We start from the raw sequence: 22,195 nt of genomic DNA, 5'->3' as shown, positions 1-22,195 counted from the left end.
ACTCCAAGAATGGTAGGCCAGAAAAACAGTGGCTTTTGCACTTCTTTGTTTTGTTACATCACTACACTACACTTCATACAAGGAGGGGGCGTAGTGGTGTAGTATGGTGATGTACAGGTAAGCGTCTTTAGCAGGATTACTTCACTCCACTTCGTCTTCCTCATAGGCCTTGCTGATGTGGAGTGAAGTGTGCAGCGGGATGGTGGGGTAGGTAAATCCTGTTTGAAAGCCTGGGCTCGATAACGGGTCAGATGCGAGGGATGGAGATAAGATATAATCTTGCTCTACCTCCCGCTTGAGGATGGTACCTCGGTCCCGCATGCGCTTGAGCCAGTTACTCGCCGAGGTGTCTTTTACTCCGCGTACTTCCTTGATGCGTTGTGTCAATTGCACATGCCGTAGCGCATCCGTCCCCTTGGGAAAACACTCCCGGGCCAGTTCGCGTTCGTCCTTATCCTTCTCTGCGCTGGCAAGGACCGGGCCCCGCCCATCAGTTTCGAAGTACTTCCTGCCCTCGGACCATGAGAAGTAAACGGGTTCAAAGTCTGGGCCGTTGCGCAAGAGCTTGCTGCGGATGATATGACACCCGGCCTCTTTGTCTTTGCTGATGGCGATAACGCCGCCGCCCTTGCGCTCGGCTTCGCTACCTAGATGTCCACGCATCTTGTCAGTACCGGGATTCTCATGCACCACCAGTATGATGGTGGTGTTAAGCGTTGAGGCCTGCATCATAAACCAGTCTACGATTTTGCCGCTTTCAGTAGCACCGTTTACGTCATCAATCAAGTCGGCCAGTCCGTCGATTACCCACAGATGCGCATCGGGATGTGCATCAAACGCATCCTTTACTTTCTGCAATTTCTCGGCCTTCGGGTAGCTTCGTAAATTGTAGATATGTAGGTTCTTGGGCTGGTCGGCTGGCGCTACTCCCATGAGGCGGCACACGTTGCCAGCCATCTTCTTGGTATTGGCTGGAGGCTGTTCGGTGTCCACGAGCACTACCGGCCGCCCATTGGCGGACAATACATCAATGCAAAGGGTATCCTGAGTGTGACCGTTTGGTAATAGCGCACTGGCGGCTAAGCACGCACTGACAACGCTTTTGCCTGCCTTGGGTTTGCCCGAAACGAAGGATATGTCCCCTCGCACGGCGAAGGTTTCGCCGTTTATCCTAACAACTGGCACGAGGTCTGGGACATCTGAGTCGGCTCGGACTTCGTCAGCAGCCAACGCTGCCCTACGATAAGATGCGGCACTTGCATCGTTGCTAGGTTCAAATCGGCGGGGATGTAAGAGGGCCGCTTCAATCTGTTCTGCATAGTTCATGCCTGTCTCCCTCTTTGCTTATTGTTGAGAAGCCGCCCTAGCGCGAAGTCATAGAATTCTGCTGATGTCGCTTGTTCTTCAAGTAGTATACTTCGATAATACGTCACTTCTTTGGTCAAAAAAGCATTTTTGACCAATAGCAGCCTATTCGATTGCCGATGTACAGCATCGATAAGCTGGTCCATGACCGTCATCACAACTAAGTCGTGAAAACGGTCATATACCTCGCCGAGAAGCCGCACCCGCTGTGCATGCTTGGAGTTTGCATGGATGCGTCCAAGGCGTATGTTGGAGAGTCCATCGTCTAGCCACAAGCGGACATCAGCAAGCAGCGTCCGGCATGCGTGCTCATCAAAAGTTGGGGTATGGTTCTCCATTACCGCGTTGCATTGCGGCCCCGGCGGCCTGGCTTTGATACGTAAACGCTAGACCCATCTGCCTCACTTCTGCGCCCGTTCTCCACCCAAGCCAACAAGTCTTTACGATTGAAGTAAAGCTTGTTACCTCGTTTGGCGTGAGGAATGCCGCGAGCCGATACGAGGGCATACAGGCGGGTCTTACTCAGCCGGGTAATTTCCTGTGCCAGTTCAATGCCTCCTACTTCGGGGGATGTGGTCGTAGCCGTAGTGCGGAGGCAGTTTAAAGTCTCCAGCGTCAATGCTTCCAGATTACTTAATCGGGCATTGATGGTATCAAAAGGGTTATAGTTGTTCATGTGCTTCGTCGTTGATGGTTGACGAGGCAAAGCTTGGGATGAATGGTATGGAGACACCGGGGTGCCCCGGTGTCTAATTTCTTGCTTCCAAAGTTGTTAGTTCCCTTTTAGCTTGTTCATAAGCAGCTCCATCAAGAAAAGGAAGCAGCCTTGATATAGCATCGAGCATTGAAGCTAACCTCTGGCCCTTTATATCATCCCCAGTCCGACCAGTACGAGAACTCAGCTTAAGATAGTGGCCGTATAGTTTTGCTCCGCTATTATGTCCGTACGCCTTTGCTATCTCATCTGCTGCTTTGGGAATTACTCTCCCTTGGTAGATATGTAGTAATGCGATTTGACGTAAGCTTAGCTTTCCATCTGTTTGCTTAGGTTCCACTTGTGAAAGTGATGGAACGTGCTTTTCAACAAACGCAACTAACGCAGCTGAAGCAGGTATTTTCTGATTAGGCGCTCCAAGTAAAATTCTTCTTTGTCTTTGAACATCGGCGTAAGCTTTTTGATAAAAGGTGGCACCACCTGTAGCCACCAGAATTAGGTTTATGCAGAGTGGTATAACCTCGTCTTTATCAGTGCTTTCGCTCAACTCTTGTTTCATTTTTCTCCATGCAAATATCTGATAATCAGAGCCGTGTTGCATTATAAGTGACTCAAGTAATTGATTTGCAGAGGTTAATATTGATATTGGGATTAAAAAAACCTTGTCTAATTCGTTGAAAAACTGGGCATAATTATCTGTTGATAAGAATTTTATGTTGTATTCGAGCTCTAGCAAAAACTTATTGTATTGGCTTTTAAGCTCGACCTGTTCCTCACGCAGAGCTTTTTCGTCGAAATGTAAAAATTTAGAACGAATGGATTCTATTGAAATGCTGAGCGTTACGGACCAAATTCGCTGTATGAATGATTCTGTTTTAATAAATTGAATCATGTTATCTTGACTATAGAAGTTGCTCAAAGGCAGAGTCCACAATATTAGAGGCAAAGGAATCCAAATACACGGCCGTAACCGCTTCGGACTTATGGCCCATTGCCTGAGAAATGACTGCTGTTTGAGTGCCAGCCTGTTTCAGCGTAGTTGCGAAGGTGTGGCGAGCCACATAGGTAGTGAGGGGTGTAGCAATGCCAGCTAGTTGCCCTAACTCTTTTAAGTCCTTATTGACTTGTCCTAGCACCTTGTGCAGCCGGTTCATCACTTGGGCGGGGCTGACGTGCTTCGCAGTATCCAACACCGGAAATACATAGCTATCGGGCGTAGCAAAGGTGAGTGGCCGATAACCCGCCACAATAGCGGCGGCAGGGGCCAGCAGACGCAAAGAGAACCTACCCCCAGTCTTTTGACGCACGTAGTGCAGGCGTTCTGGATGCCCGGTGCCTACAGTGAGCCCGGCCAGGTCGCGCCAGCGGAGTTGCCCCAAATCCACGAAATTGATACCCCCGCCGTAATACGAGAACAAAAACACGTCCTTCGCCAACCGATGTCTGTATGTAGCCGGCGTTAAGGATTCCAAATTGCGTAGCTCATCGCGGCTAATGGCCCTCTTGCCTGTGCTAACGTCGAACTTGCCAACCTGCAGCTTGTGCTTTTCGGCCACGGTTCGAGCGAAAGGATAAGCAGTAGCCTTCATCAATCCGGCCGCAATGGCTTGATTGAGTACGGCCCGCAACGTGCGAAAACGCAATGACAGGGTTATTTCCTTGATTCCGGTAGCCCGTAGCACTTGCTCCCATTCGTGGCAAAAAGATACATTCACCCGGTCAAAGGGCACGTCATGGACACTTAGCCATTTAGCCCAGGCGTCAGCTTGCCCCCGGCCCGTAGGGGGGGCAGGGGCATTGGCCTCAGACGCAATGAACTTCGCCAACTGGTTACGTAAGTCACGGTACACAGTAGCGTTACCGGACTGCCCGGTTTTGAGGTATCCCGCGCTCAGCTCGTCGCAATATGCCAATAGCTTCACCCGTCGCGCTGCCTTACGTCCTTCAATGGCTTTGGCGGCCACAGCTAGCACGTCGTGCTGTTCATCATCTTCGGCCAACGTGTCGGCAGCTCCGCTATACTGGGCTTCCCATTCAGCCAACTTCTTCAGCAGCCGGTCGCGACCTGGCTCGGGGTAGCTTTTGCGTACCTCCTTTTTGAGAGGGTTCCAGTACTTTGGGTGCAGGCTCTGGCCGGTAGCAATGTATTTCAGCTTTCGGTCTTTCGTGATACGCACCATAAATGGGTGCGTCCCATCGGCCAGCGTTTTGTACGTGTAGTAAACGACCTTGACCGTAGCCTTGCCTTCCTTGTGCTCCGTCGTTGCCATATCTTTTTATCCCAGTCCTGGTTTAAACAATGGTTTAAACAAATGTAGTAGAAAGGGGGGTAATGATAATAAGCCCCAATAGTTCATAGGTGCTAAAAACAGCGTTTAATCTACTATTAAGGGCTATTAACAATTATTAGTTGACTCCATACTGTAGCTTCCCAAGCTGAGGGTCGCGAGTTCGAACCTCGTTTCTCGCTCATTCAGAAACAGCCACTTAGCTTCGTTGCTAAGTGGCTGTTTTGTTTTTTGAATTACACATTGAATTACACAAGTCCTTTTTTGCTCTATTGAATAACAGCTAGCTTTACTGTCTAGCCAAGCCCCATCCTATTTATCTACCCATCTATGGATAAAAAGCTACTTACTGAACAGGACATTCGGACCAAGTTCATCACGCCGGCGTTGCTAGCAGCGGGCTGGGACCGGGACCAGCAATTACGGGAAGATGTAGGATTAACTGCGGGCCGCATCCGTGTACGGAGCAACAACATGCACGCCCGTGATAAGCAAACGGTTTTACGGGCCGACTACGTGCTCTACCATAAATCCTATGTGCCGCTGGCCGTAGTAGAGGCCAAGGACAATAAGCACCCCATAGGCAGCGGCATGCAGCAAGCCTTACAATACGCGGTCCTGCTCGATGTACCGTTTGCGTATAGCTCGAACGGCGATGGTTTCATTGAACATGATTTGACGCAGGAGAACGGGGTATTGGAGCGCGAAATCGGCCTGCATGAATTTCCCTCGCCCCAAGAATTGTGGCGGCGCTATTGCCGCTACAAAGGCTTGGAGGCCCCTGCGCAAGTCAGCATTGCCAGCCATCCCTACTACCAAAGCGCCACCAGCTTCGAGCCTCGCTACTACCAAGCGGTTGCTATCAACCGGGTGGTCGAGGCTGTGGCTAAGGGTGCCACCCGCATGATGCTGGTAATGGCCACGGGCACGGGTAAGACCCAGACGGCTTTTCAGATTATTCATCGGCTATGGAGGGCTGGAGCAAAAAAGCGCATATTGTATCTGGCCGACCGGAACGTGCTGCTCGACCAGCCTTACCGGAAGGACTTCACCCCCTTTGGCGAGCACATGACCTGGGTGAAAAGCCACCAAATCAACAAGGCTTACGAAATCTACCTGGCCCTCTACCAGGGACTGACCAGCACCGACCCCGACGCACAGGCTTACCGTGAGTTCAGCCCCGGCTTCTTCGATTTGATTGTGGTGGATGAGTGTCACCGTGGCAGTGCCGCCGTAGATTCGGCTTGGCGTGCCATTCTCGACTACTTCCCCACCGCCACACATTTGGGCCTGACAGCTACTCCCCGCGAAGATGCCGAACGCTCTAACGCGGATTATTTTGGTGCTCCCATCTATACCTATTCGCTGAAGCAGGGCATTGCCGACGGTTTTCTAGCCCCATACAAGGTAATGCGGGTGCAGTTGGACCGCGACGAGGGCTGGCGGCCCGAGCAGGGCCATACCGATGCTGGAGGGCAACTGGTGCCCGACCGCGAGTACAACCGCGCCGACTACGACCGGACTTTGGTGTTAGGTAAGCGCACCGAGGCCGTGGCTCGCCGTGTAACGGAGTTTCTGAAGGCCACTGACCGCAATGCCAAAACCATCGTGTTTTGCCGCGACCGCGAGCACGCTGGCCGCATGCGCTCGGCCCTCATCAACCTAAACCAGGGCATGGTGCAGCAGCACCCGCACTACGTGATGCAGCTTACCGGCGAACAGCCTAACATTGAAGGCTGGGTGGAAGCGTTTACCGACCCGAAAACGACTTATCCGGTGATTGCTACCACGTCGCAGTTGCTCACTACCGGCGTTGATACCAAGACGGTGAAAGTGATTGTGCTCGATGCGCCCATCGCATCCGTTACGCAATTCAAACAGATTATCGGGCGGGGTACACGCATTGATGAAGACCACGGCAAGGCTTTTTTCACCATCCTCGACTTCCATCATGCTACCCGCCTGTTTGCCGACCCGCTGTTTGACGGTGAGCCCGATAACGAAACAGAGGTGCTGCCCGGTCAGCCTATCAGACCGGGTGGAGGAGAGGACGACAACCCTGCTCAGCCGCCCAGCCCCGGCGGCCCGCGCCCAGGCAGCAACGGCGGCGATGACGACGGACCCGGCCCACAAGGCAAAATCTATGTTAACGACGTGAGCGTGGACATTCTGCGTGAGCGCAAGCTGTACTACACGCCCGACGGCAAGCTCATCACCGAATCGTTGCAGGACTACACCCGGCAGCGGCTGCGCGGCAAGTACGCCGAGCTGGATGTCTTCATAGCACGCTGGCGGGCGGCCGATACTACCCGCGAATTGCAGGACGAGTTGGAACAGCAGGGCCTGCTGCTTGATGAGCTGCGCGAGGAAGCGGCCCGCCCCGACCTCGACCTCTTCGACCTGCTGTGCCATGTGGCTTACGATGCGCCTCCCCGCACCCGCCGCGAGCGAGCCGAGCAGGTGCGCCGCCGCGACTACTTCACCCGCTTTGGCGAGCCGGCCCGGCAGGTGCTGAACCTGCTGCTCGATAAGTACACCCAGCACGGCCCCGACGACCTGGAGGCAGGAAAAGTACTCCAGCTTGCCCCCTTCGACGCGCTGGAAACTCCCGCTCAGCTGGTGAAGCGATTCGGTGGCCGGCCCCAGTTTGAGACCGCACTTAAAGAGTTGATGGCTGGTCTGTACGCGGCATAGGGACGGGGCTTGCCCCTGACCATATCCAAACGATGACCGCTCAATGACGGATTGGGGCAAGACCAGGGCCTACTTTTGTGCCTTATTATTTCTGCTAATCATTCCTATGGCCTCCCTTTCAGCTACCATTAAGTCCATTCAGAATCTTATGCGCCAAGATGCCGGCGTGGATGGCGACGCCCAACGCATTTCGCAGCTAGTGTGGCTGCTGTTTTTAAAAATATTCGACGACAAGGAGCAGGACGACGAAGCCCAGCAAGACGATTATCACTCGCCCATTCCCGAGGAGCTGCGCTGGCGTAGCTGGGCCGCCAACGACGAGGGACTTACCGGCGAGGGATTGCTCGAATTTGTGAACGATAAGCTGTTTCCTCAACTCAAGAACCTGACGCCAAAAGGCCCGGCCGACCGCGCCCACTTGGTGCGTAGCATCTTTGAAGATTCGTACAATTATATGAAGTCGGGTACGCTGCTGCGGCAGGTGGTCGATGCCTTGCAGAAGGGTATCGATTATACCTCGCGGCAGGAGCGCCACCTGTTCAACGACATCTACGAGCAGATACTGCGCGACTTGCAGAGCGCCGGCAACGCTGGCGAGTTCTACACGCCCCGTGCCGTAACGCAGTTGCTCACCGAGTTGGTGGCCCCTACCTATGAAGGTGGTCGCCTGACGATGGACCCCGCCTGCGGCACTGGCGGCTTCTTGGTGAATGCTCTCGAATACATGCGCCAGCAGCAGCCCTTGACTACCGCCGAGCAGCAGCACGACTGGCAGCACAGCGTGCGCGGCTATGAGAAAAAGCCCCTGCCGCACTCGCTGGCTACCACCAACCTGCTGCTGCACGGCGTGGAGGTGCCCCAGGCCGTGCAGCACGCCAATACACTGAAGGCGTGGAAAGAATTGCCGATGGTCGACTTTATCCTCACCAACCCACCCTTTGGGGGGCTGGAGGAAAGCGCGGTGGCAAGCGGCTTCCCAGTCAACTTCCGGACCACAGAAACGGCCGATTTGTTCCTCTACCTCCTCATCGAGAAGCTGAAAACCAATGGCCGGGCCGGGGTGGTACTGCCCGATGGCTCGCTCTTTGGCGAAAGCGGCGTGAAGCTGCGCGTGAAGGAGCACCTGCTTCAGCAGTGCAACCTGCATACCATCGTGCGGCTGCCCAACGGCGTGTTTGCGCCCTACACCGGCATCCGCACCAACCTGCTGCTCTTCGACAAAACCGGCCCGACTAAAGCGGTGTGGTACTACGAGCACCCCTATCCGGCCGGGGTGAAGAACTATTCCAAAACCCGCCCCGTCCGCATCGAGGAGTTTGACGAGCTGAAGCGGTGGATGAATAACCGCTACGCCAACGAAAACGCCTGGGAGGTTTCCATCGAGGACATCAAGGCGCGGGGGTACAACCTGGATATTAAGAACCCGCACCAGGGCGAAATCGAACGCGAATACAACAGCGGCGAGTTACTGGAGCAGTTGGAGAAATCATTCGCCAGCAGCCTGAGCAAGCTGGAAAAGATTCGTGCCGCTCTCAACGCCTAGCCATACTTATGCAGCTCGAACTATATAATCAGGCTATTGCGCCCGACGAAGCCGGCCAGCGCCAGCCGCTGAGCAAGTTTCTGACGCAACGCAAGGTGTTTATCACCATTGATGATACCACGGAGTACAAACGCTGCCGGGTACAGAGCAACCGCAAAGGAGTAGTATTACGCGACATAGCCAAAGGTGCGGCCATCAACACCAAAAAGCAGCAGCTCTGCCAGCCCGGCGATTTTCTCGTGGCCGAGATAGATGCTAAAGTGGGCGGCTACGGCTTCGTGCCCGCCGAGTTGGACGGGGCGATTGTGAGCAGCCATTACTACTTGTTTGAAGTAGATGAAGCGCAACTGCTGTCCCGCTACCTATACTACCTCGCTCAATCCGATATTATTCAAAGTCAGATTAGCTCGCAAGGGAGCACCAACTACGCGGCTATTCGGCCCAAAGAGTTCCTGGCCATTGAAATTCCTTATGTTGAGCCGGAGGAGCAACGGGCCATTGTAGCCCGGCTCGATGCCCTCACATTAGAATCGGATGAGTTTGGCCAGGAAGCTGCCCACCAGACTACTCTGCTCACCCGCCTGCGCGAAGCCATTCTGCGCGAGGCGGTGCAGGGCCGCCTGCTCCCTCAAGACCCCACCGACGAACCCGCCCCCGCCCTGCTCGCCCGCATCCGTGCCGAGAAGCATCACCTCATCAAAGAGAAGAAGCTGCGGGCCGAAAAGCCCCTACCACCGCTCAGCGATGCAGAAGTGCCTTATGGGGTGCCAGAGGGATGGGTGTGGTGTCGGCTGGGCCAACTAGTTCTCAAATCAGAAGCTGGCAAAAGTCTCACCTGCTATCCTTATCCAGCCTCTTATCCTAAATGGGGTATAATCAAGGTAAGCGCGATGTCTTGGGGCACTTTTGATGAAACTGAGAGCAAAGAGTTGCCAGAAGAAGTGACGCCTGAGTTAGCTTACCAGATTATGCCGGGCGACTACCTTATTTCTCGTGCTAACACTGGGGAGCTAATCGGAAGAAGTGTTTTAGTTGGTGAAATAAAGGCTAACCTTCTTTTGAGCGATAAGTCCATCCGGATGATTTTTGCCGAGGATGTCAATAAGGAATACATCTCGCTATGTAATGCAGCAGAATACACGCGGACCTATTATAAGTCTGTGGCGACAGGAACGAGTGATTCCATGAAAAATCTTAGTCGAGAGCAGATGTACGCACTTGCTATCCCCCTCCCCCCCCTCGCCGAGCAGCGGCGCATTGTGGCCAAAGTAGCCGAACTGCTGGCTCATTGCACTGAATTGGAGGCGGAGCTGGGCCAGGCGCGGGCCGCCGCGAGTGCCCTCCACGCGGCAGCCTTGCGAGAGGCATTTCGGCCGGTGGCAGTTGCAGCAGTGGCTTAGATTTTACAACGCATGAAAAAGCCCCGGCCATATAGTCGGGGCTTTTTTATTGGGTGCAGAGTGGAGGCTATGAACCCCCTGCCCTTATCCGCCATTTTCCGTTCCTACTATCGTGCCATCCCAGTTCCACCTTACACTGGCCCGAGTCATCCCCCTCGGTTAACGCGTACTCTCCCTTTTTATCGGGACCTGAAAACTATCCTACCTTCGCTTTCCACCTGTTTCACTGGAATGCTCCCTCGTATTCGTTCGTATTATGCTCAATTCCAAACAACTCCCTAAATATCTTCGGTATGCTTATGAAGATGCCCTTGCTGGCGGAGTAGACGCTCAAATTGTCGAGGCAATCTTTGAAACAGCAATCTTGCACCGCAGCGAAAGGGATAGCTGGCCTCATAAGCGAATGACCGAAGACAAGCTGGCTGCGCTTGGAACATTGTACAAATACCGCGACGCAACGAATGTGCGCCACTGGCAAATTCTTGAAAACCAGGAGCTGTGGTTCCCACGCCCCAGTACATTTAATGACCCGTTTGATTCGCGCTTGCTTATTCGATTTGATTTAATGAATCCGGAGCGTATGGATGCATTCCTTCGCGCCGAGATTGTAAGAAATGAGCCAGGTGCTGGGGAGCATCTGATTGTCGCTAAGATGCAGGACTTGAAGGCAGCACTGCTAAACCCGGTGCAACACGACCAAGCAGCGCGCAGGTGGATGGCCCCGTTACTGGACAGGACGAAAATCCTCTGTTTAGGGCGGCGGAAGGATAACATCTTGATGTGGTCCCATTATGCTCAGAACCACGAGGGCTTTGCGATTGGTTTCGATACTGTGCGATTGAAAAACCTATGTTTTGAACTTGGAGGGTACCTAGCCGGGTATGTGGCTTACCGAGACAATTATCCCATTCTGGAGTTTCCGGAGAAGGATAGCAAACTCACGAAAAAGGACGTGCTGACCACCTTACTCAATGTTAAGTCCAGGATTTGGGCTTATGAAAAAGAGGTACGCATTACCCTATTTGATGCGCCGGATAAATCTGGTTTTGCGGCAGACTTGATTTCAGAACTGGTAATGGGGTGTAACATGACACCTAGCTGCGAAGAGAAGCTTTTAAAAATCGCGGATACTCAATACCCCGACGCGAGGGTTTACAAGGCCAGCATGAGCCGGGATGCCTTTTCCCTTGAATTTAACCAAGTGCGATAGGATATCTGCTATGCTTCTGGTTAGTCATAATCAGAGTTTTTGGCGAACAAGGGAGATACCCACAATACCTTGCGCTGCCGGTTCCGCACTCTGGCCAAGTTGCCGAAGCTGGGGTCATTTTTACGCAGGAAATCCTGTACGCTACGCAAAGCCCCTTGGCTGGCCTGCTCTGGACCGCCATTGTCAATGATTTCGGGCAGCGTGAGCATCGGCCCATCATTGACGGTAGCCTCCCGAATGGCACCGCCTACGGTCCCCAGGGTCTTGCGGCGGCCTTCTTGCCAGGTTTTGAGGCTTTCGGTAGCTTTGGCGGCGGCTTCCAAGTTCTTTTTTACCCCCTCAAGGGTGAGGCCAGCTGCCGCTGCTGACACCCCCAGCGCTGCGCCAACAGGGCCAGCCGCCGCCATCAGCGGCATCGAGGCCGCTAGGGTGGTAAACATCATTTTCAGGAAAGGGGCGGCGGCACCAATCCACTCCCTGGGCACTTCCAGCACGTACTCGCCGGCGGTGCTGTCGAGGCCGTGCCACAGCTTTAGGGGCAGGCGCGTGTGCTCACACCAGAGCGTGAGCCGGAACTTCCGGCGCGCTACACCCATGGGCCAACTCAGCCAGTTGTCGTCAAGTGGCTCTAGGCTGAACAGGCGGGGGGCTTCACGGCCCTCGTCGTCGAGGGCAGCCAGCAGGTTGGTAAACGCCGTGTCCACCATGCTGGCAATTGTATCCTGCAATTCCTTTATGCGGGTCAACTCCAAAGCATTTTGCTCCCGCTGCTCATTCTGCATGTCGGTTAGCTGCTGTCGCAGGGCCTGAATTTCAGTGAGCAGCTTGTCAATAGCCGGGCCTACTTCTGTGGGCACTGGCAGCGCGGCGTTACGCAGCAGCGAGTCAATGTTTTGCTTGGTTACGCACCGGGATACCAGACAGGGAAATTCTACGTCGCCTTTTATTCTATAAGCCATCAGCGTTTCGACATTGAACAGGCCCATGCCCGGCCTCTGGCGCCCGCACGGCTCCTGGCACGGCACCATTACATCGCAGCGCAGTCCCTTCCAAAAATTGTCCACCAGCCAGCGCACGTCGCCTGTCAGCCGGTTAAGCAGGTTTTCGGGATACACGGCCTTCACCGTCACCTTGATGTCGTTGCCGATGTGCTCCAGCAAGGCCCGCCCATTGTAGCCGTCGTCCACCACCAGCCCGCGCTGCCAGTGCAGGCTGTCGGCGTAGTCACGCCGGCCCAGCGAATAGCGGTGCATCCGGACGATGAGCCGGTAAAAAATCCCCTCGGCCGGAGCCGACTGGTCGAACTTTGCTTCTACAATTTGGCACAGCTGGGTTTGCTGCAAGGGGGCAGGGTAGGATTCCCATGCGGCCAGGTCGGGGCGCACGTCGGGCACGAGTTGGGCTACCAGGCTGGTGCTCCTAGTCAGAGAACTGTCTACTTCGTCTGTGATGCGGTACGACAGCTCGAAGCGCTCCATCAGCCGTAGAAACACTGGGTGCAGCGCCGCCGGGTAGCGCTCGGCAGCGGGCCGGGCCGGGTCGCTCCACAACTGGCCTAGGCGCTCGAAGGTTACCAGACCGTGCCCGTCCCGGGTGCTGGCATCGTCCAGCACGAAGCTCAGCGCCTTGGTCAGCCAGTCGGGTTTTAGAATCACGATGTCGCGCAGCAGCTCGTCGTGCTGATAGTTTATCAAGTAACCCAGCTCGTGGGCCACACGCACAAATCGCGCGGCCTCGGTCAGGCTCATACCCTGTGCCTGGCAGAGGGCCTCAATTTCTTCGCGGCTGTAATACGGTTTGGGCAAAGCCTGTAGGGTGGCCCGCGCGGCCAGCCAGGCTTCGGGCACCCGGCGGCCCATCTCGGGCAGGGCCGCTGCCACTTCGGCAATTTGCGCGCGCAGGCTTTCAATGTCGGTGCCGTCCTTACTATTCACGGAGGCAAAGCCCACCACGGTGTCGTAACCAAATAGGTCCCACAGCTCTTGCTTATCAATGTCGGGCTGGCGCTGACCGGGGCCGCCATGGGTGGCCACCACAATGACTTTGGCGGTCGGCTCACGGTATTTCACCAGCCGTATCCATTCCTGCACCGCCCCCTGCTGGTGCCCTTCGCGGGGCTTCCACACCACTAGGTATACAGCCGGCGCGCTAAAGAACAACTGGTGGGTGGGCCGGTAAACCTGCTGCCCGCCAAAGTCCCAGCCGTTGAGAGTTATATCCTGTCCGCTGGTAAGGTCGGTCACCGGCACCGGCTTGATTTCCACGCCGTGGGTAGAATTTCGCTTCCTCCAAGGCTCGCCCCGCAACGCCCCGAGCAGGCAGCTCTTGCCCACCTCGCCCTCGCCCACCAGTATTAGCTTGGCTTCGTATAGGGCAACTTTAGGCGCACGGAGGTAAGCCAGCAGGGCCAGCGTACTTTCCTCATAGATGGCTAGCAATTCTGGTGGAAGCGGATTCTCTTCAAGCCTTAGGTTCACTGAGTCACTGAGCTGGCCCAGGCTCTCGGGCAGGGCCGTGAGTTGGTTGTCCGCAAGGTCCAGCGTGTGCAATTGGGTGAGCTGGCCCAGGCTTTCGGGCAGGACCGTGAGTTGGTTATATTGAAGGTCCAGCGACCACAGCTTAGTAAGCTGGCCCAAGCTCTCGGGTAAGGCCGTTATTTGATTGTCTAAGAGATTCAGCGTGTGCAATTGGGTGAGCTGGCCCAGGCTCTCGGGCAGGGCCGTGAGTTGGTTGTCCGCAAGGTGCAGTTCCTGTAATTGGGTGAGCTGGCCCAGGCTCTCGGGCAGGGCCGTGAGTTGGTTGTCCGTAATGTCCAGCGTGTGCAGCTGGGTGAGCTGGCTCAGGCACTCAGGGAGGACCGTAAGTTGATTGTTCATAAAGTCCAGCGCGTGCAGCTGGGTGAGCCGGCCTAGGACCTCAGGGACGGCCATAAGTTCGTTGCTCATAAGATTGAGTGTGTGCAGCTCACTAAGTTGCCCCAAACTCTCGGGCAAGGTGGTGAGTTCGTTGCCCATAAGGTTCAGTTCCTGCAAATGAGCAAGTTGACCCAGATTCTCGGGTAGAAACGTGAGCTGATTTTCCGAAAGGTTCAGTATGTGGAGCTGGGTGAGCTGGCCTAGACTCTCGGGCAGGGCCGTGAGTTGGTTAAAAACCAAGTCAATTTTTTGCAGACCAGTTAACTTTCCGAACTCTTCGGATAATGTTTGAATTGCGTTGCCCGATGCATACAATTCTTTTAGGTTCGTAAGCTGATAAATTGACTGAGGAAGTTGCTCCAAGCGTGGCAATGTTATATCAGTCCTTATTAATTGGTATAGCGTCTTCCCCGGATAGTCCTCGGTCCAAAAATCCAGGCGGAGCACCTCGGCACCGGTGTGGTGCGCTTCCTCAATCCGGCGCTCGGCTTCCTGCATTAATTCTTCCTGGGTGTATTCGGCAAATTTTTTCATGGCCGGCAAAGGGGGCGGTTATAAGTATTGGAATTTTCGGGTAAGAAGCTAAATGTAGTGAGCAAGCTACGAGGCGGCTTAGAGAAAAAAGCAAGCGCCGTTGCTACACTCGGTTCCGAGCGCTAGAGAGTGACTAGCCTACGTCCGTGCTCCTCGAAGCCATTAAGGCCCAAAACACCACCCTGCTCACCCGAAGCGCTGCTGACCACGCTAGCCTTTCTTGTTAATTGGGTTACTACTAAGGCCCCGTTGGCCCTCCTGCTGGGGGCTGAGTGCACCGCGTTTGATAGCTAGGGGTTGGGCTTGGTTCACTGAGAAGGTTTGCTACATCCCGTGCTGACGCTTGATAGCTGCTTTCGTAGGGCGGCATTCCGTTGGCTTTTATTAGGGGGACAATAACTATCTGGGGCAGTCCCGTATCTATCTGCGAGCGACGCTGTAGAGAGGACTGGTAAGGCACCATAACTTCCTCAGATGGTGCGGAGCGTCGTCAATCGAAAGCAGCGGTCAGAGTCGTGTGCTAATGGGCGCAGTTCGTGCGCTGGGTTGTGCGCACCGCTCGGAAATCTGCTATATAAGCTGATTAAAGCCATTTTGGGTATTCTTGCCAAGAATAGCCGAGTTAGTTTTCGCTGGTTTTGCTTACCCTAGCCACGGCTTGCTGGCCTCCTGTTCCCCTCAAATCAAAACGAAACCAACTCCCCAAATCGGAGGCTACCCGGTCCAGCATTTGCGTTTCTTTTCGCTTTACCCTCCCCCGCCCTTTGTATAAGAGCCCCCAGGGTACACACAACTGCCCGTTAGCAAGTGGTTTCTGAGGAAACGGCTGACATTTAAACTGGCTGGTCGATACCAGGCGCGTCCACCAGTTCCCGCAAGGGCATTTTCAATGCTTGGGCCAAGGCTAGGAGCACCTCCAGTGAGGCAGCCGTTTCTCCCTTTTCGATGCGCTGCACGGTAGGCCGAGATATGTCGGCGTAGTCCGCCAAGGCGTACTGGGTCAGTTTGCGGGCTAGTCGAAGCCGCCGGAGATGGAGGCCAAAAGCCAGAATACCGGCGGCATGTTTCACGGCGGAAAGCTCCGCTGCGTCCCTGTCGGGCCGCGCATCATATTTGATGCATTTTGATGGTTCATGTGTATTTTCGGCCCTCAATACCCTTTTCCACTTCCATCATTATGCTCCACGACGAACCCGTGCTGCTGGCCCCCAACTTTTCCATGATTGTACGCTGGTCGCCGCGCGTCGATGATTTCGTGCATGAGTGGGAGCGGCGTCAATTCCAGGACCACCCCGAGCGCCCGCTGGAGTTCTGGGCCGAGGCCGCGATGTCCGCGCTGAGCGGAGTGGAGCAAGGTCGCCACCAAGCCCAAAGCATCATGGCCGACTTGTACCACCTCGGCGGGCTATTGCCGGCCACAGGGGACTTGTTGGTCGTGGAGCCGTTGGACCTAAAGGTGGACCAGCGTCACATTACGCACCGCCAGATAGGCGAAGCAACGCACGTTGAGGTTGTCATTTACCTGGGGGTAGAGCGGTACCGCTACGAGGCACCGTCGACTCAAACTCCTCGGAGCCGGCGCCTATCGGCCTCGGCGTTGTAAAAGGTGCTGCGGTAATGGCAAAGAACACGTTCGACATGGGGCCCAACTTGGAACTGCACCTTTCGTGGAGTTCTCGCATGAACCGCGCAATGCGCAAGCGGTACTGGGCCGTGATGGGCAAGAATCCCAATGCATCGGCGCAGCTTCGGGAGGAGTACGACGACTGGGACCAATCGCTGAAAGGATGCTATGAGGTCATCAAGCATTTTTTGATGGTCACCGGCGGCCTGCCGGTAGCCGGCGATTACCTGCATCGGGGAGGCGCAGCACGTCTCAACTACCCCTCCCTGCGCGTCGAAAAAAGGGAGGTGTATTCCAGTCCGAAGGGCCCCGTCTTAACGCTCCTGTATGAGGTGGAGCCGGACACCGATGAGGTAGCAGAATTGGAAGAGTACCGAGAAGGGGACTTAGTAGACGACGAGGAATGAGCAGCAAATGGGATGGGCGTTTAAAGCAGGCCCTCGGTACTCCTCGTGCCGATGCTTCGTGGAAGCAACAGGCCACTATGACGCATAGCATCTGAAATCAGAGCCCCCGCCAATGCTCAGTTCTGGCCCGCTGAACTCGTGCGCGACTTGCAAGCTGTGCGCAAGGTGATTGCCTATGTTCGCTCAGCGTGTAGGTAGCTTACCCATTCATCTGAACCTCCCCACTTAGATGCAACAACCTCACACGCCTCTCGCCGCTGAGTTAGTTAGAAACTGAAAACACCTACGTGGCTTAATTCTCAACTGTTTTATGATTCAGTCCCCTTTTCTGCGGCGAATAGTTATTATTTCGTTGGCTGTACTTCCTGAGCTATACTCATTCGTGGAGTGCGTCATTGGACTACTCGCGCTCACCTTTATCCTAAGTTGGATGGGCCTTGCAGACGGGACTTTTGCGCGTGTTGTCAGCACCATTTGGCTTATTATTTCGGCATTACGTTGGACCGCGCGGCGGCGTCATGTGAATAATCGGAAGAACGCGGCACCCAGTGCGCCACTGGCAGTGCCGATGCTGGTCGCACACCAACTTTCCCAAGTTTCAGTTCCTTTGGAAGGCGAGGGGCCAACGGGTGCAAATCGCCGGGAACAGGCAATTCAACGGGTTATGGAAAAGCAGGGGTTGAGCCGTGAGGAGGTGGAGTCTCAACTTCGCAAATATGGTCTGTGATTCGTTACGTCTCGGCTTTATGGCCAGGGCAATGGCTGTGCAAATCGACTTTTTTCGTGCTCACTGGCGCTCTGCCGACATTAGGGACTAAGTTCGTTATCGGCGTGCTCTAAGGCTGGTGCTTGGCGAAGAATGATGTCGGCTAAGTCCAAACCTGCCTCGCGCTCGGCGGGGGTGGCGAGCTTTTCCAGCCCATCGGAAACGGTTATATCAAAACCTAAGCGGCGCAACCCCTCAGCCTTGTGATTCCACTTGTCGAAGGCGCCAGCATCGGGAAATAAGACAACACGGCGCCCCTGTAGGGGTTCCAGGCGCTCCGCTGTTAGATAGCTCAGGCCCATCGTAGCCAGCCACACGAACATGGGAAAGTGCAGAGTCGCCAGCATAGCCGTTTTGGCGCTTTCCACCAGCGCCACGGGCTTGCTCAGCAGTTCCATGTTCAACTGAGGTAAACCATACAGGCAGGGGCTCTTTGCTCCATTTCGGGCGTATTCCTGAAGCCAATCAGGTAGGGCTTCGCCGCGCTTTTGATGTGCTCGCACTAGGGCTGGGTGCACCCACGACGTGTGCCGGTGTGGGTGTTTGACGGTGTGGCCCGTATCATCGTAGAGCACCACTTGACCGCCCCGTACGCGACCTTGCTTGTCAATTAGCCAGAATACGCAGGCCCCTGGCCAGTAGGACGAGGTGCCTAGGGGAAAGCGGGCGAGCAGGTCAGCCACGGCGACTTCTCCAAATCGCTTGCGCAGGAGCTGTACTAGCGCATTACGCTCGTAATGGCAAAGGCTGGCGCGGTACACGTCCTGTGGGATGGTGAGCGGGGAAAGGGGGGGCAGGCGCCGTCGGAAGCCAATCGGTTTAGCTGTTTTGAACGTGTTGCCACGCTTCAGGGAGGCCGCATAACTTGGGCCGCCCTCAGACGGTCGGGCGTAGGGGCTCAGGTGGAAACCACATTTGACCTCGCGGTCACAGCGGCCAAAGGCTTCGGGCAGCAATTCGCCCGTTGCGGCGATGAAATACCGCGTAAAGCTGCGCGGCGTGCCACAGGCCGGGCAGGCTGTGCGAGACCGAGGCCCAGCGTACTGTTGCAGGAGGTAAGGAAGGGAAGAAACGGGCATAGCAATGCAATGAGGGGGGAGGTCATAAGGCTCTCACATTGGAAGCTGGCAAGTTGGAAATGACCTTGAGCAGGTATTGCCAGCTTGCCAGCTTCCAACATCGTGGGCTGTGGCGTATTGGTTATGGAGGCTACTCGTTGGCGCCAGTCACGGGCCGCAAGCAATACCGGGATTCCCGCCCATCGCCAACCTGTTCCACGCTGCACAGCACATCGTCCTGGTTGGTCACGTAGGCGCCGCCGGAAGCCGAAATTTCCTTGAGACGGTCGCGAATGGTGCGGGCGCTGCACTCAAATAGGTTAGCTAACGCGGCTTCGAGCTTTCCCGCCGGTTGTGGGGTAGCGAGTAAGCTGGGTAGCTCTTCCAAGACGGATTTGAGTGGCGCGCGGGATTCCTTGCGAGCCTTGCCGACGCGCTCCTCTGATTGAGCGGCTAAGTGGTCTCCCTCCTCGCCGGGTCCTACCAGGGTAAACCCAAGGTGACCTGCGGCGACGCCTAGTTCGCACACTAATACGCCTGGCATTTCCTCGTTGGTGCGGTTCTTTACCTGCTTGAGGTAGCGCACATGCGGCCCCTGCGCGGACTTGCTGATGAAGAACACACTGTCGGCGAAGTTGGACAGGTGCTTGCTGCCGGCTAGGTGGTTGAGCGAGAGGGGTATTCCGGGCATAATCTTGGGGGTGTGGGCCAAAATGAGGCTCGATACCCCGAGGTCGTTTTGTAGCCGCTTCAGGCCCCGCATGATGCCCATGCTCACATCGGCGTCGGCTGTGGTCTTCATCGCCAGGGCTGTAATGTTGTCGAGTATCACCAGCCGAGCCCCAGTGCGGTGGAGGTCCGCTACGATGTGCTCGAAGGTGAACACCCCTGCGTCCTCCGCCACGGGATTTGTGTCGCCGATGATGAACCGCTCCGAAAAAGGGAAGCCGTCGAACCGTTTGGCGAACTGGCGGTCGGTCAGCTCGAAGTCGTAGTAGAGCACCGACTCCATCGCCTCGCTGGGCAGGCCCAGCAGTTCGGGGGTAGGAGAGGAGACGAGATGGGCGACGTGTACGGCGAGGATGCTCTTGCCCACGCCCGTATCGCCAGCCAGAATGGCGATTCCCGGCGTTTCCCACAGTGTGCCGAACAGGGGCACTAGTGGCGGCAAGGTGGCCGCTTCAGTGAGGCGCTCGGCAGCTGTTCGAATCCGAGTGGGGGAGGTGGGTGGCAGGGCCGCTAGTTCCGCAGCGTGCTTTTGTAGCGAGGAGAGGAGAGCCGGGTTGGCTGCCTCGTGCTCCTCGGCGGCATTGACCATGCAGGAGGTCATCCCACCTACATGGTCAAGTTGGCCGTTGGTCTTCAACAGCAGAGCGGGCATTTACTTTACCTGCTTTTCCTGCCGCATGCCTTTTTCAACCCATTCCAGAAGGTCGGAACGCTTGAAGTAGAGTTTATTGCCACGCTTGCCGTGCTTGAGCCCTCGCTTTTGGACCAGTGCATAAATGCGCGATTTGCTGAGGCGGGTGATTTCCATAGCAAGCTCTATTCCTCCAACGGCGTCCGCAGGCACAGTAGGAGGAGCTTGTAGGAGGGCGGTGAGTTCCTGCCGCAGAACGGTGCGGAACTCCTCGACGATTTGAGCGATTCCGACGCTCACGGTAATAGGGGTTGTTAGCATTAACTGCTAGTAGTGGGGAATGGGGGTGAGGGTGAACAAAAGGTGCCCTTAAGCACTAAATCAAAGGTCGGCATGAGGAAAGCGTATTTCTTTTTGATGTTTGCGAGCCAGCAATTTTTTTTGAACGGCTCACAGTAGCGCATCATAGGCCGCATCGACCAAGTCAGAACCAAAGCTCTCAAGGTATACCTCTGTAACAGCTTCAGACTTGTGGCCCATTGCCTGCGAGATGATGGACTTGTCAGTTTTCTTCTGCTTTAGAGTGTTAGCGAAGGTGTGACGGGCAACATAAGTCGTGAGGGGCGTGGCAATGCCAGCTAACTTGCCTAGCTCTTTTAAGTCTTTATTTACTTGACCAATAATCTTCTGTGTGCGGTTCTTTATCTGATTGGGGGTAAGATGGCGGGCCTCATGAAGCACTGGGAACACGTAGCTGTCCGGCGTGGCGCATGTGAAAGGTTTATAAGCAGCCAGTATGACGGCCGCAGCGGGCATAACACGTACCGAGAACTTGCCTTTGGTTTTCCGGCGCTCATAATTGAGCCGTTCAGGGTAGCCTGTTTCCTCAGCCACTTCGTCTAGGTCACGCCAGCGCAACTGCACTAAGTCTATAAAGTTGATGCCGCCAGCGTAGAAAGAGAACAGAAACAAGTCTTTCGCCAGACGCTGGCGCTCATCGACGGGTTCTAGATTTTCCAATCGGCGTAGCACATCGCGCCCAATAGCTCGCTTTTTTGTGCTGACATCAAACTTGCCAACTTGAAACTTATGCTTTTCGGCTGGAGAGCGAGAAAATGGATAATCTGTTTCCTTCATCAACCCTGCCGCAATGGCTTGGTTCAATACAGCCCTAAGAGTCCGAAACCGTAGTGACAAAACGGTCTCTTTTTTTACAGTTGCGCGTATTATCTGTTCCCATTCACGGCAAAAGTTCACGTTCACCCGAGCAAAGGGGATGTCAAAGCGACTCATCCAACTGGCCCACGCTTCGTCCATGCCACGCCCTTTCGGAATTGCAGGGGCTTGAGCTCCAATAGCAATGAACTTAGCCAACTGATTACGGAGGTCGCGGTATACTGTAGCGTTTCCACCTTGGCCAGTCTTTTTATAGCCTTCACTTAGTTCGGTGCAGTAGGCAAGCAGTTTTACACGTCGTGCGGCCTTGCGGCCTTCAATCGCTTTAGCTGCCACAGTACGCGCATCGTGCTGCTCATCTGCTTCAGCCAACTCAATTGCAGCTTCGCTATACTTGGCCTCCCACTCATCGAGCTTTCGCAGCAACTTCTCACGGCCGGGTTCGGGGTAGCTCTTACGAATCTCCTTTTTAGCCTTGTTCCAATACTTTGGGTGGAGGCTCAGGCCAGTAGCGATGTACTTGCGCTCCCGGTCTTTCGTAATGCGTAAGAAGAAAGGGTGCGAACCATCGGCTAAGGTGTTGCTAGTATAGTATACTACCTTAACCAACGCCTTGCCCTCTTTGTGGTCTGTTGTTTTTGCCATACTGTGTAATCCGCTCGAAATAAATTACACGGCGAATTACACAAATATAGTAGAAAGTGGGGTATTAATGACAAACCACAGTACCTTTAAAGCCTCATAAACGGCCTTTTTGATAGCGTAAGGCAATAATAGTGACTAATAGTAAGGACATTCATTCAGCTTCCCAAGCTGAGGGTCGCGAGTTCGAACCTCGTTTCTCGCTCATTAGTGAACAGCCATTTAGCGAACGCGCTAGGTGGCTGTTTTAATTTACAGCAAGAGATAAATAGAATAGGTATAAAAAACGCCCTGCTATAGAAAAGAGCAGATATCTCCAATCCCCGTGGTCAAATCCTGTGTTCGGGCCGGCAGCGGGCGGGCGTTGCCGGCGGGTGGCGGGCGGGGGTTGCCGGCTACCCGGCGGGGGGGGGCGGGGGGTGGGGGGGGGCCGGAAACGCAACCGTCCCCGGCCCTGCCCCTTAATTGGACTCCCGGGCCTGCGAGGCCCCCCTTGTT

The 22,195-nt window shown here is 55.0% G+C and carries 18 protein-coding genes; 7 read left to right on the top strand and 11 right to left on the bottom strand.

The window, feature by feature from the left end:
- Positions 1-141 precede the first annotated feature (141 nt).
- From JAO73_RS22435 to JAO73_RS22415, 5 genes are all read right to left on the bottom strand, one after another.
- A complete protein-coding gene (locus JAO73_RS22435) occupies positions 142-1,326 on the bottom strand; it encodes an AAA family ATPase (protein ID WP_233169361.1) in 1,185 nt (394 codons plus the stop codon).
- The gene (locus JAO73_RS22430; RefSeq protein WP_198979575.1) at positions 1,323-1,703 is read right to left on the bottom strand and encodes a hypothetical protein; all 381 of its coding nucleotides are present in this window, start codon (positions 1,701-1,703) and stop codon (positions 1,323-1,325) included. The genes JAO73_RS22435 and JAO73_RS22430 overlap by 4 nt, the downstream gene beginning before the upstream one ends.
- Positions 1,703-2,041: a helix-turn-helix domain-containing protein gene (locus JAO73_RS23520; protein WP_198979574.1), complete on the bottom strand. Its 339-nt coding sequence runs from the start codon at positions 2,039-2,041 to the stop codon at positions 1,703-1,705. The genes JAO73_RS22430 and JAO73_RS23520 overlap by 1 nt, the downstream gene beginning before the upstream one ends.
- Positions 2,042-2,114: 73 nt before the next feature.
- A complete protein-coding gene (locus tag JAO73_RS22420) occupies positions 2,115-2,972 on the bottom strand; it encodes a hypothetical protein (protein WP_198979573.1) in 858 nt (285 codons plus the stop codon).
- Between the two features lie 10 nt (positions 2,973-2,982).
- On the bottom strand, positions 2,983-4,350 hold the full coding sequence (locus JAO73_RS22415) for a site-specific integrase (protein WP_198979572.1): 1,368 nt from the start codon (positions 4,348-4,350) through the stop codon (positions 2,983-2,985).
- A gap of 348 nt (positions 4,351-4,698) precedes the next feature.
- Here JAO73_RS22415 and hsdR point away from each other — a divergent pair, with 348 nt between their 5' ends.
- The 4 genes from hsdR (at position 4,699) to JAO73_RS22395 (ending at position 11,215) form a co-directional block, all read left to right on the top strand.
- Complete coding sequence (gene hsdR, locus JAO73_RS22410) at positions 4,699-7,062, top strand: EcoAI/FtnUII family type I restriction enzme subunit R (RefSeq protein ID WP_198979571.1); 2,364 nt, start codon at positions 4,699-4,701, stop codon at positions 7,060-7,062.
- A 106-nt stretch (positions 7,063-7,168) separates the two neighbouring features.
- Complete coding sequence (locus tag JAO73_RS22405) at positions 7,169-8,605, top strand: type I restriction-modification system subunit M (protein WP_198979570.1); 1,437 nt, start codon at positions 7,169-7,171, stop codon at positions 8,603-8,605.
- Positions 8,606-8,613: 8 nt separating this feature from the next.
- Entirely contained in the window at positions 8,614-10,005 is a 1,392-nt protein-coding gene (locus JAO73_RS22400) for a restriction endonuclease subunit S (protein WP_198979569.1), read from the top strand.
- Between the two features lie 256 nt (positions 10,006-10,261).
- The gene (locus JAO73_RS22395) at positions 10,262-11,215 is read left to right on the top strand and encodes a DUF2971 domain-containing protein (RefSeq protein WP_198979568.1); all 954 of its coding nucleotides are present in this window, start codon (positions 10,262-10,264) and stop codon (positions 11,213-11,215) included.
- 20 nt (positions 11,216-11,235) lie between these two features.
- On the opposite strand, the gene JAO73_RS22390 is transcribed toward JAO73_RS22395, so the two are convergent.
- Together JAO73_RS22390 and JAO73_RS23300 are read right to left on the bottom strand one after the other, a co-directional pair.
- Positions 11,236-14,664 carry a leucine-rich repeat domain-containing protein gene (locus tag JAO73_RS22390; protein ID WP_198979567.1) on the bottom strand — a complete coding sequence of 1,143 codons (3,429 nt, stop codon included), beginning with the start codon at positions 14,662-14,664 and terminating at the stop codon, positions 11,236-11,238.
- 833 nt (positions 14,665-15,497) lie between these two features.
- Positions 15,498-15,734, bottom strand: a complete 237-nt coding sequence (locus JAO73_RS23300; RefSeq protein ID WP_198979566.1) for a helix-turn-helix transcriptional regulator — start codon at positions 15,732-15,734, stop codon at positions 15,498-15,500.
- A 107-nt stretch (positions 15,735-15,841) separates the two neighbouring features.
- Between JAO73_RS23300 and JAO73_RS22380 the strand changes: the two genes are divergently transcribed.
- The 3 genes from JAO73_RS22380 (at position 15,842) to JAO73_RS22370 (ending at position 17,422) form a co-directional block, all read left to right on the top strand.
- Positions 15,842-16,267, top strand: coding sequence for a hypothetical protein (locus JAO73_RS22380; protein WP_198979565.1), 426 nt, complete (start codon positions 15,842-15,844; stop codon positions 16,265-16,267).
- 14 nt (positions 16,268-16,281) lie between these two features.
- A complete protein-coding gene (locus JAO73_RS22375; RefSeq protein WP_198979564.1) occupies positions 16,282-16,695 on the top strand; it encodes a hypothetical protein in 414 nt (137 codons plus the stop codon).
- Positions 16,696-17,005: 310 nt separating this feature from the next.
- Positions 17,006-17,422: a hypothetical protein gene (locus JAO73_RS22370; RefSeq protein ID WP_198979563.1), complete on the top strand. Its 417-nt coding sequence runs from the start codon at positions 17,006-17,008 to the stop codon at positions 17,420-17,422.
- 80 nt (positions 17,423-17,502) lie between these two features.
- Here JAO73_RS22370 and JAO73_RS22365 read toward each other — a convergent pair whose 3' ends face one another.
- The 4 genes from JAO73_RS22365 to JAO73_RS22350 all read right to left on the bottom strand — a co-directional run bounded on the left by JAO73_RS22365 (position 17,503) and on the right by JAO73_RS22350 (position 21,700).
- Positions 17,503-18,540 (bottom strand): DUF6371 domain-containing protein, encoded by a 1,038-nt coding sequence (locus JAO73_RS22365; RefSeq protein ID WP_198979562.1) that lies wholly within the window; start codon positions 18,538-18,540, stop codon positions 17,503-17,505.
- Positions 18,541-18,670: 130 nt separating this feature from the next.
- Positions 18,671-19,900: an AAA family ATPase gene (locus JAO73_RS22360; protein ID WP_198979561.1), complete on the bottom strand. Its 1,230-nt coding sequence runs from the start codon at positions 19,898-19,900 to the stop codon at positions 18,671-18,673.
- Positions 19,901-20,179: a helix-turn-helix domain-containing protein gene (locus tag JAO73_RS23455; protein WP_198979560.1), complete on the bottom strand. Its 279-nt coding sequence runs from the start codon at positions 20,177-20,179 to the stop codon at positions 19,901-19,903. It abuts the gene before it with no gap.
- Between the two features lie 150 nt (positions 20,180-20,329).
- Entirely contained in the window at positions 20,330-21,700 is a 1,371-nt protein-coding gene (locus tag JAO73_RS22350; protein WP_198979559.1) for a site-specific integrase, read from the bottom strand.
- Between the last annotated feature and the right edge of the window lie 495 nt (positions 21,701-22,195).

Source organism: Hymenobacter miniatus (genome assembly GCF_016427455.1).
GTDB classification, from domain to species: domain Bacteria; phylum Bacteroidota; class Bacteroidia; order Cytophagales; family Hymenobacteraceae; genus Hymenobacter; species Hymenobacter armeniacus.
This window is presented reverse-complemented; position numbering and strand designations above follow the sequence as displayed.

Coding starts and splice junctions, on each gene's coding strand:
- JAO73_RS22435 (WP_233169361.1), bottom strand. CDS start 1,326: ATGAACTATGCAGAACAGATTGAAGCGGCCCTCTTACATCCCCGCCGA.
- JAO73_RS23520 (WP_198979574.1), bottom strand. CDS start 2,041: ATGAACAACTATAACCCTTTTGATACCATCAATGCCCGATTAAGTAAT.
- JAO73_RS22390 (WP_198979567.1), bottom strand. CDS start 14,664: ATGAAAAAATTTGCCGAATACACCCAGGAAGAATTAATGCAGGAAGCC.
- JAO73_RS22395 (WP_198979568.1), top strand. CDS start 10,262: ATGCTCAATTCCAAACAACTCCCTAAATATCTTCGGTATGCTTATGAA.
- JAO73_RS22420 (WP_198979573.1), bottom strand. CDS start 2,972: ATGATTCAATTTATTAAAACAGAATCATTCATACAGCGAATTTGGTCC.
- JAO73_RS22400 (WP_198979569.1), top strand. CDS start 8,614: ATGCAGCTCGAACTATATAATCAGGCTATTGCGCCCGACGAAGCCGGC.
- JAO73_RS22360 (WP_198979561.1), bottom strand. CDS start 19,900: ATGCCCGCTCTGCTGTTGAAGACCAACGGCCAACTTGACCATGTAGGT.
- JAO73_RS22370 (WP_198979563.1), top strand. CDS start 17,006: ATGATTCAGTCCCCTTTTCTGCGGCGAATAGTTATTATTTCGTTGGCT.
- JAO73_RS22430 (WP_198979575.1), bottom strand. CDS start 1,703: ATGGAGAACCATACCCCAACTTTTGATGAGCACGCATGCCGGACGCTG.
- JAO73_RS22405 (WP_198979570.1), top strand. CDS start 7,169: ATGGCCTCCCTTTCAGCTACCATTAAGTCCATTCAGAATCTTATGCGC.
- JAO73_RS22375 (WP_198979564.1), top strand. CDS start 16,282: ATGGCAAAGAACACGTTCGACATGGGGCCCAACTTGGAACTGCACCTT.
- JAO73_RS22350 (WP_198979559.1), bottom strand. CDS start 21,700: ATGGCAAAAACAACAGACCACAAAGAGGGCAAGGCGTTGGTTAAGGTA.
- JAO73_RS22380 (WP_198979565.1), top strand. CDS start 15,842: ATGCTCCACGACGAACCCGTGCTGCTGGCCCCCAACTTTTCCATGATT.
- JAO73_RS22365 (WP_198979562.1), bottom strand. CDS start 18,540: ATGCCCGTTTCTTCCCTTCCTTACCTCCTGCAACAGTACGCTGGGCCT.
- JAO73_RS22415 (WP_198979572.1), bottom strand. CDS start 4,350: ATGGCAACGACGGAGCACAAGGAAGGCAAGGCTACGGTCAAGGTCGTT.
- hsdR (WP_198979571.1), top strand. CDS start 4,699: ATGGATAAAAAGCTACTTACTGAACAGGACATTCGGACCAAGTTCATC.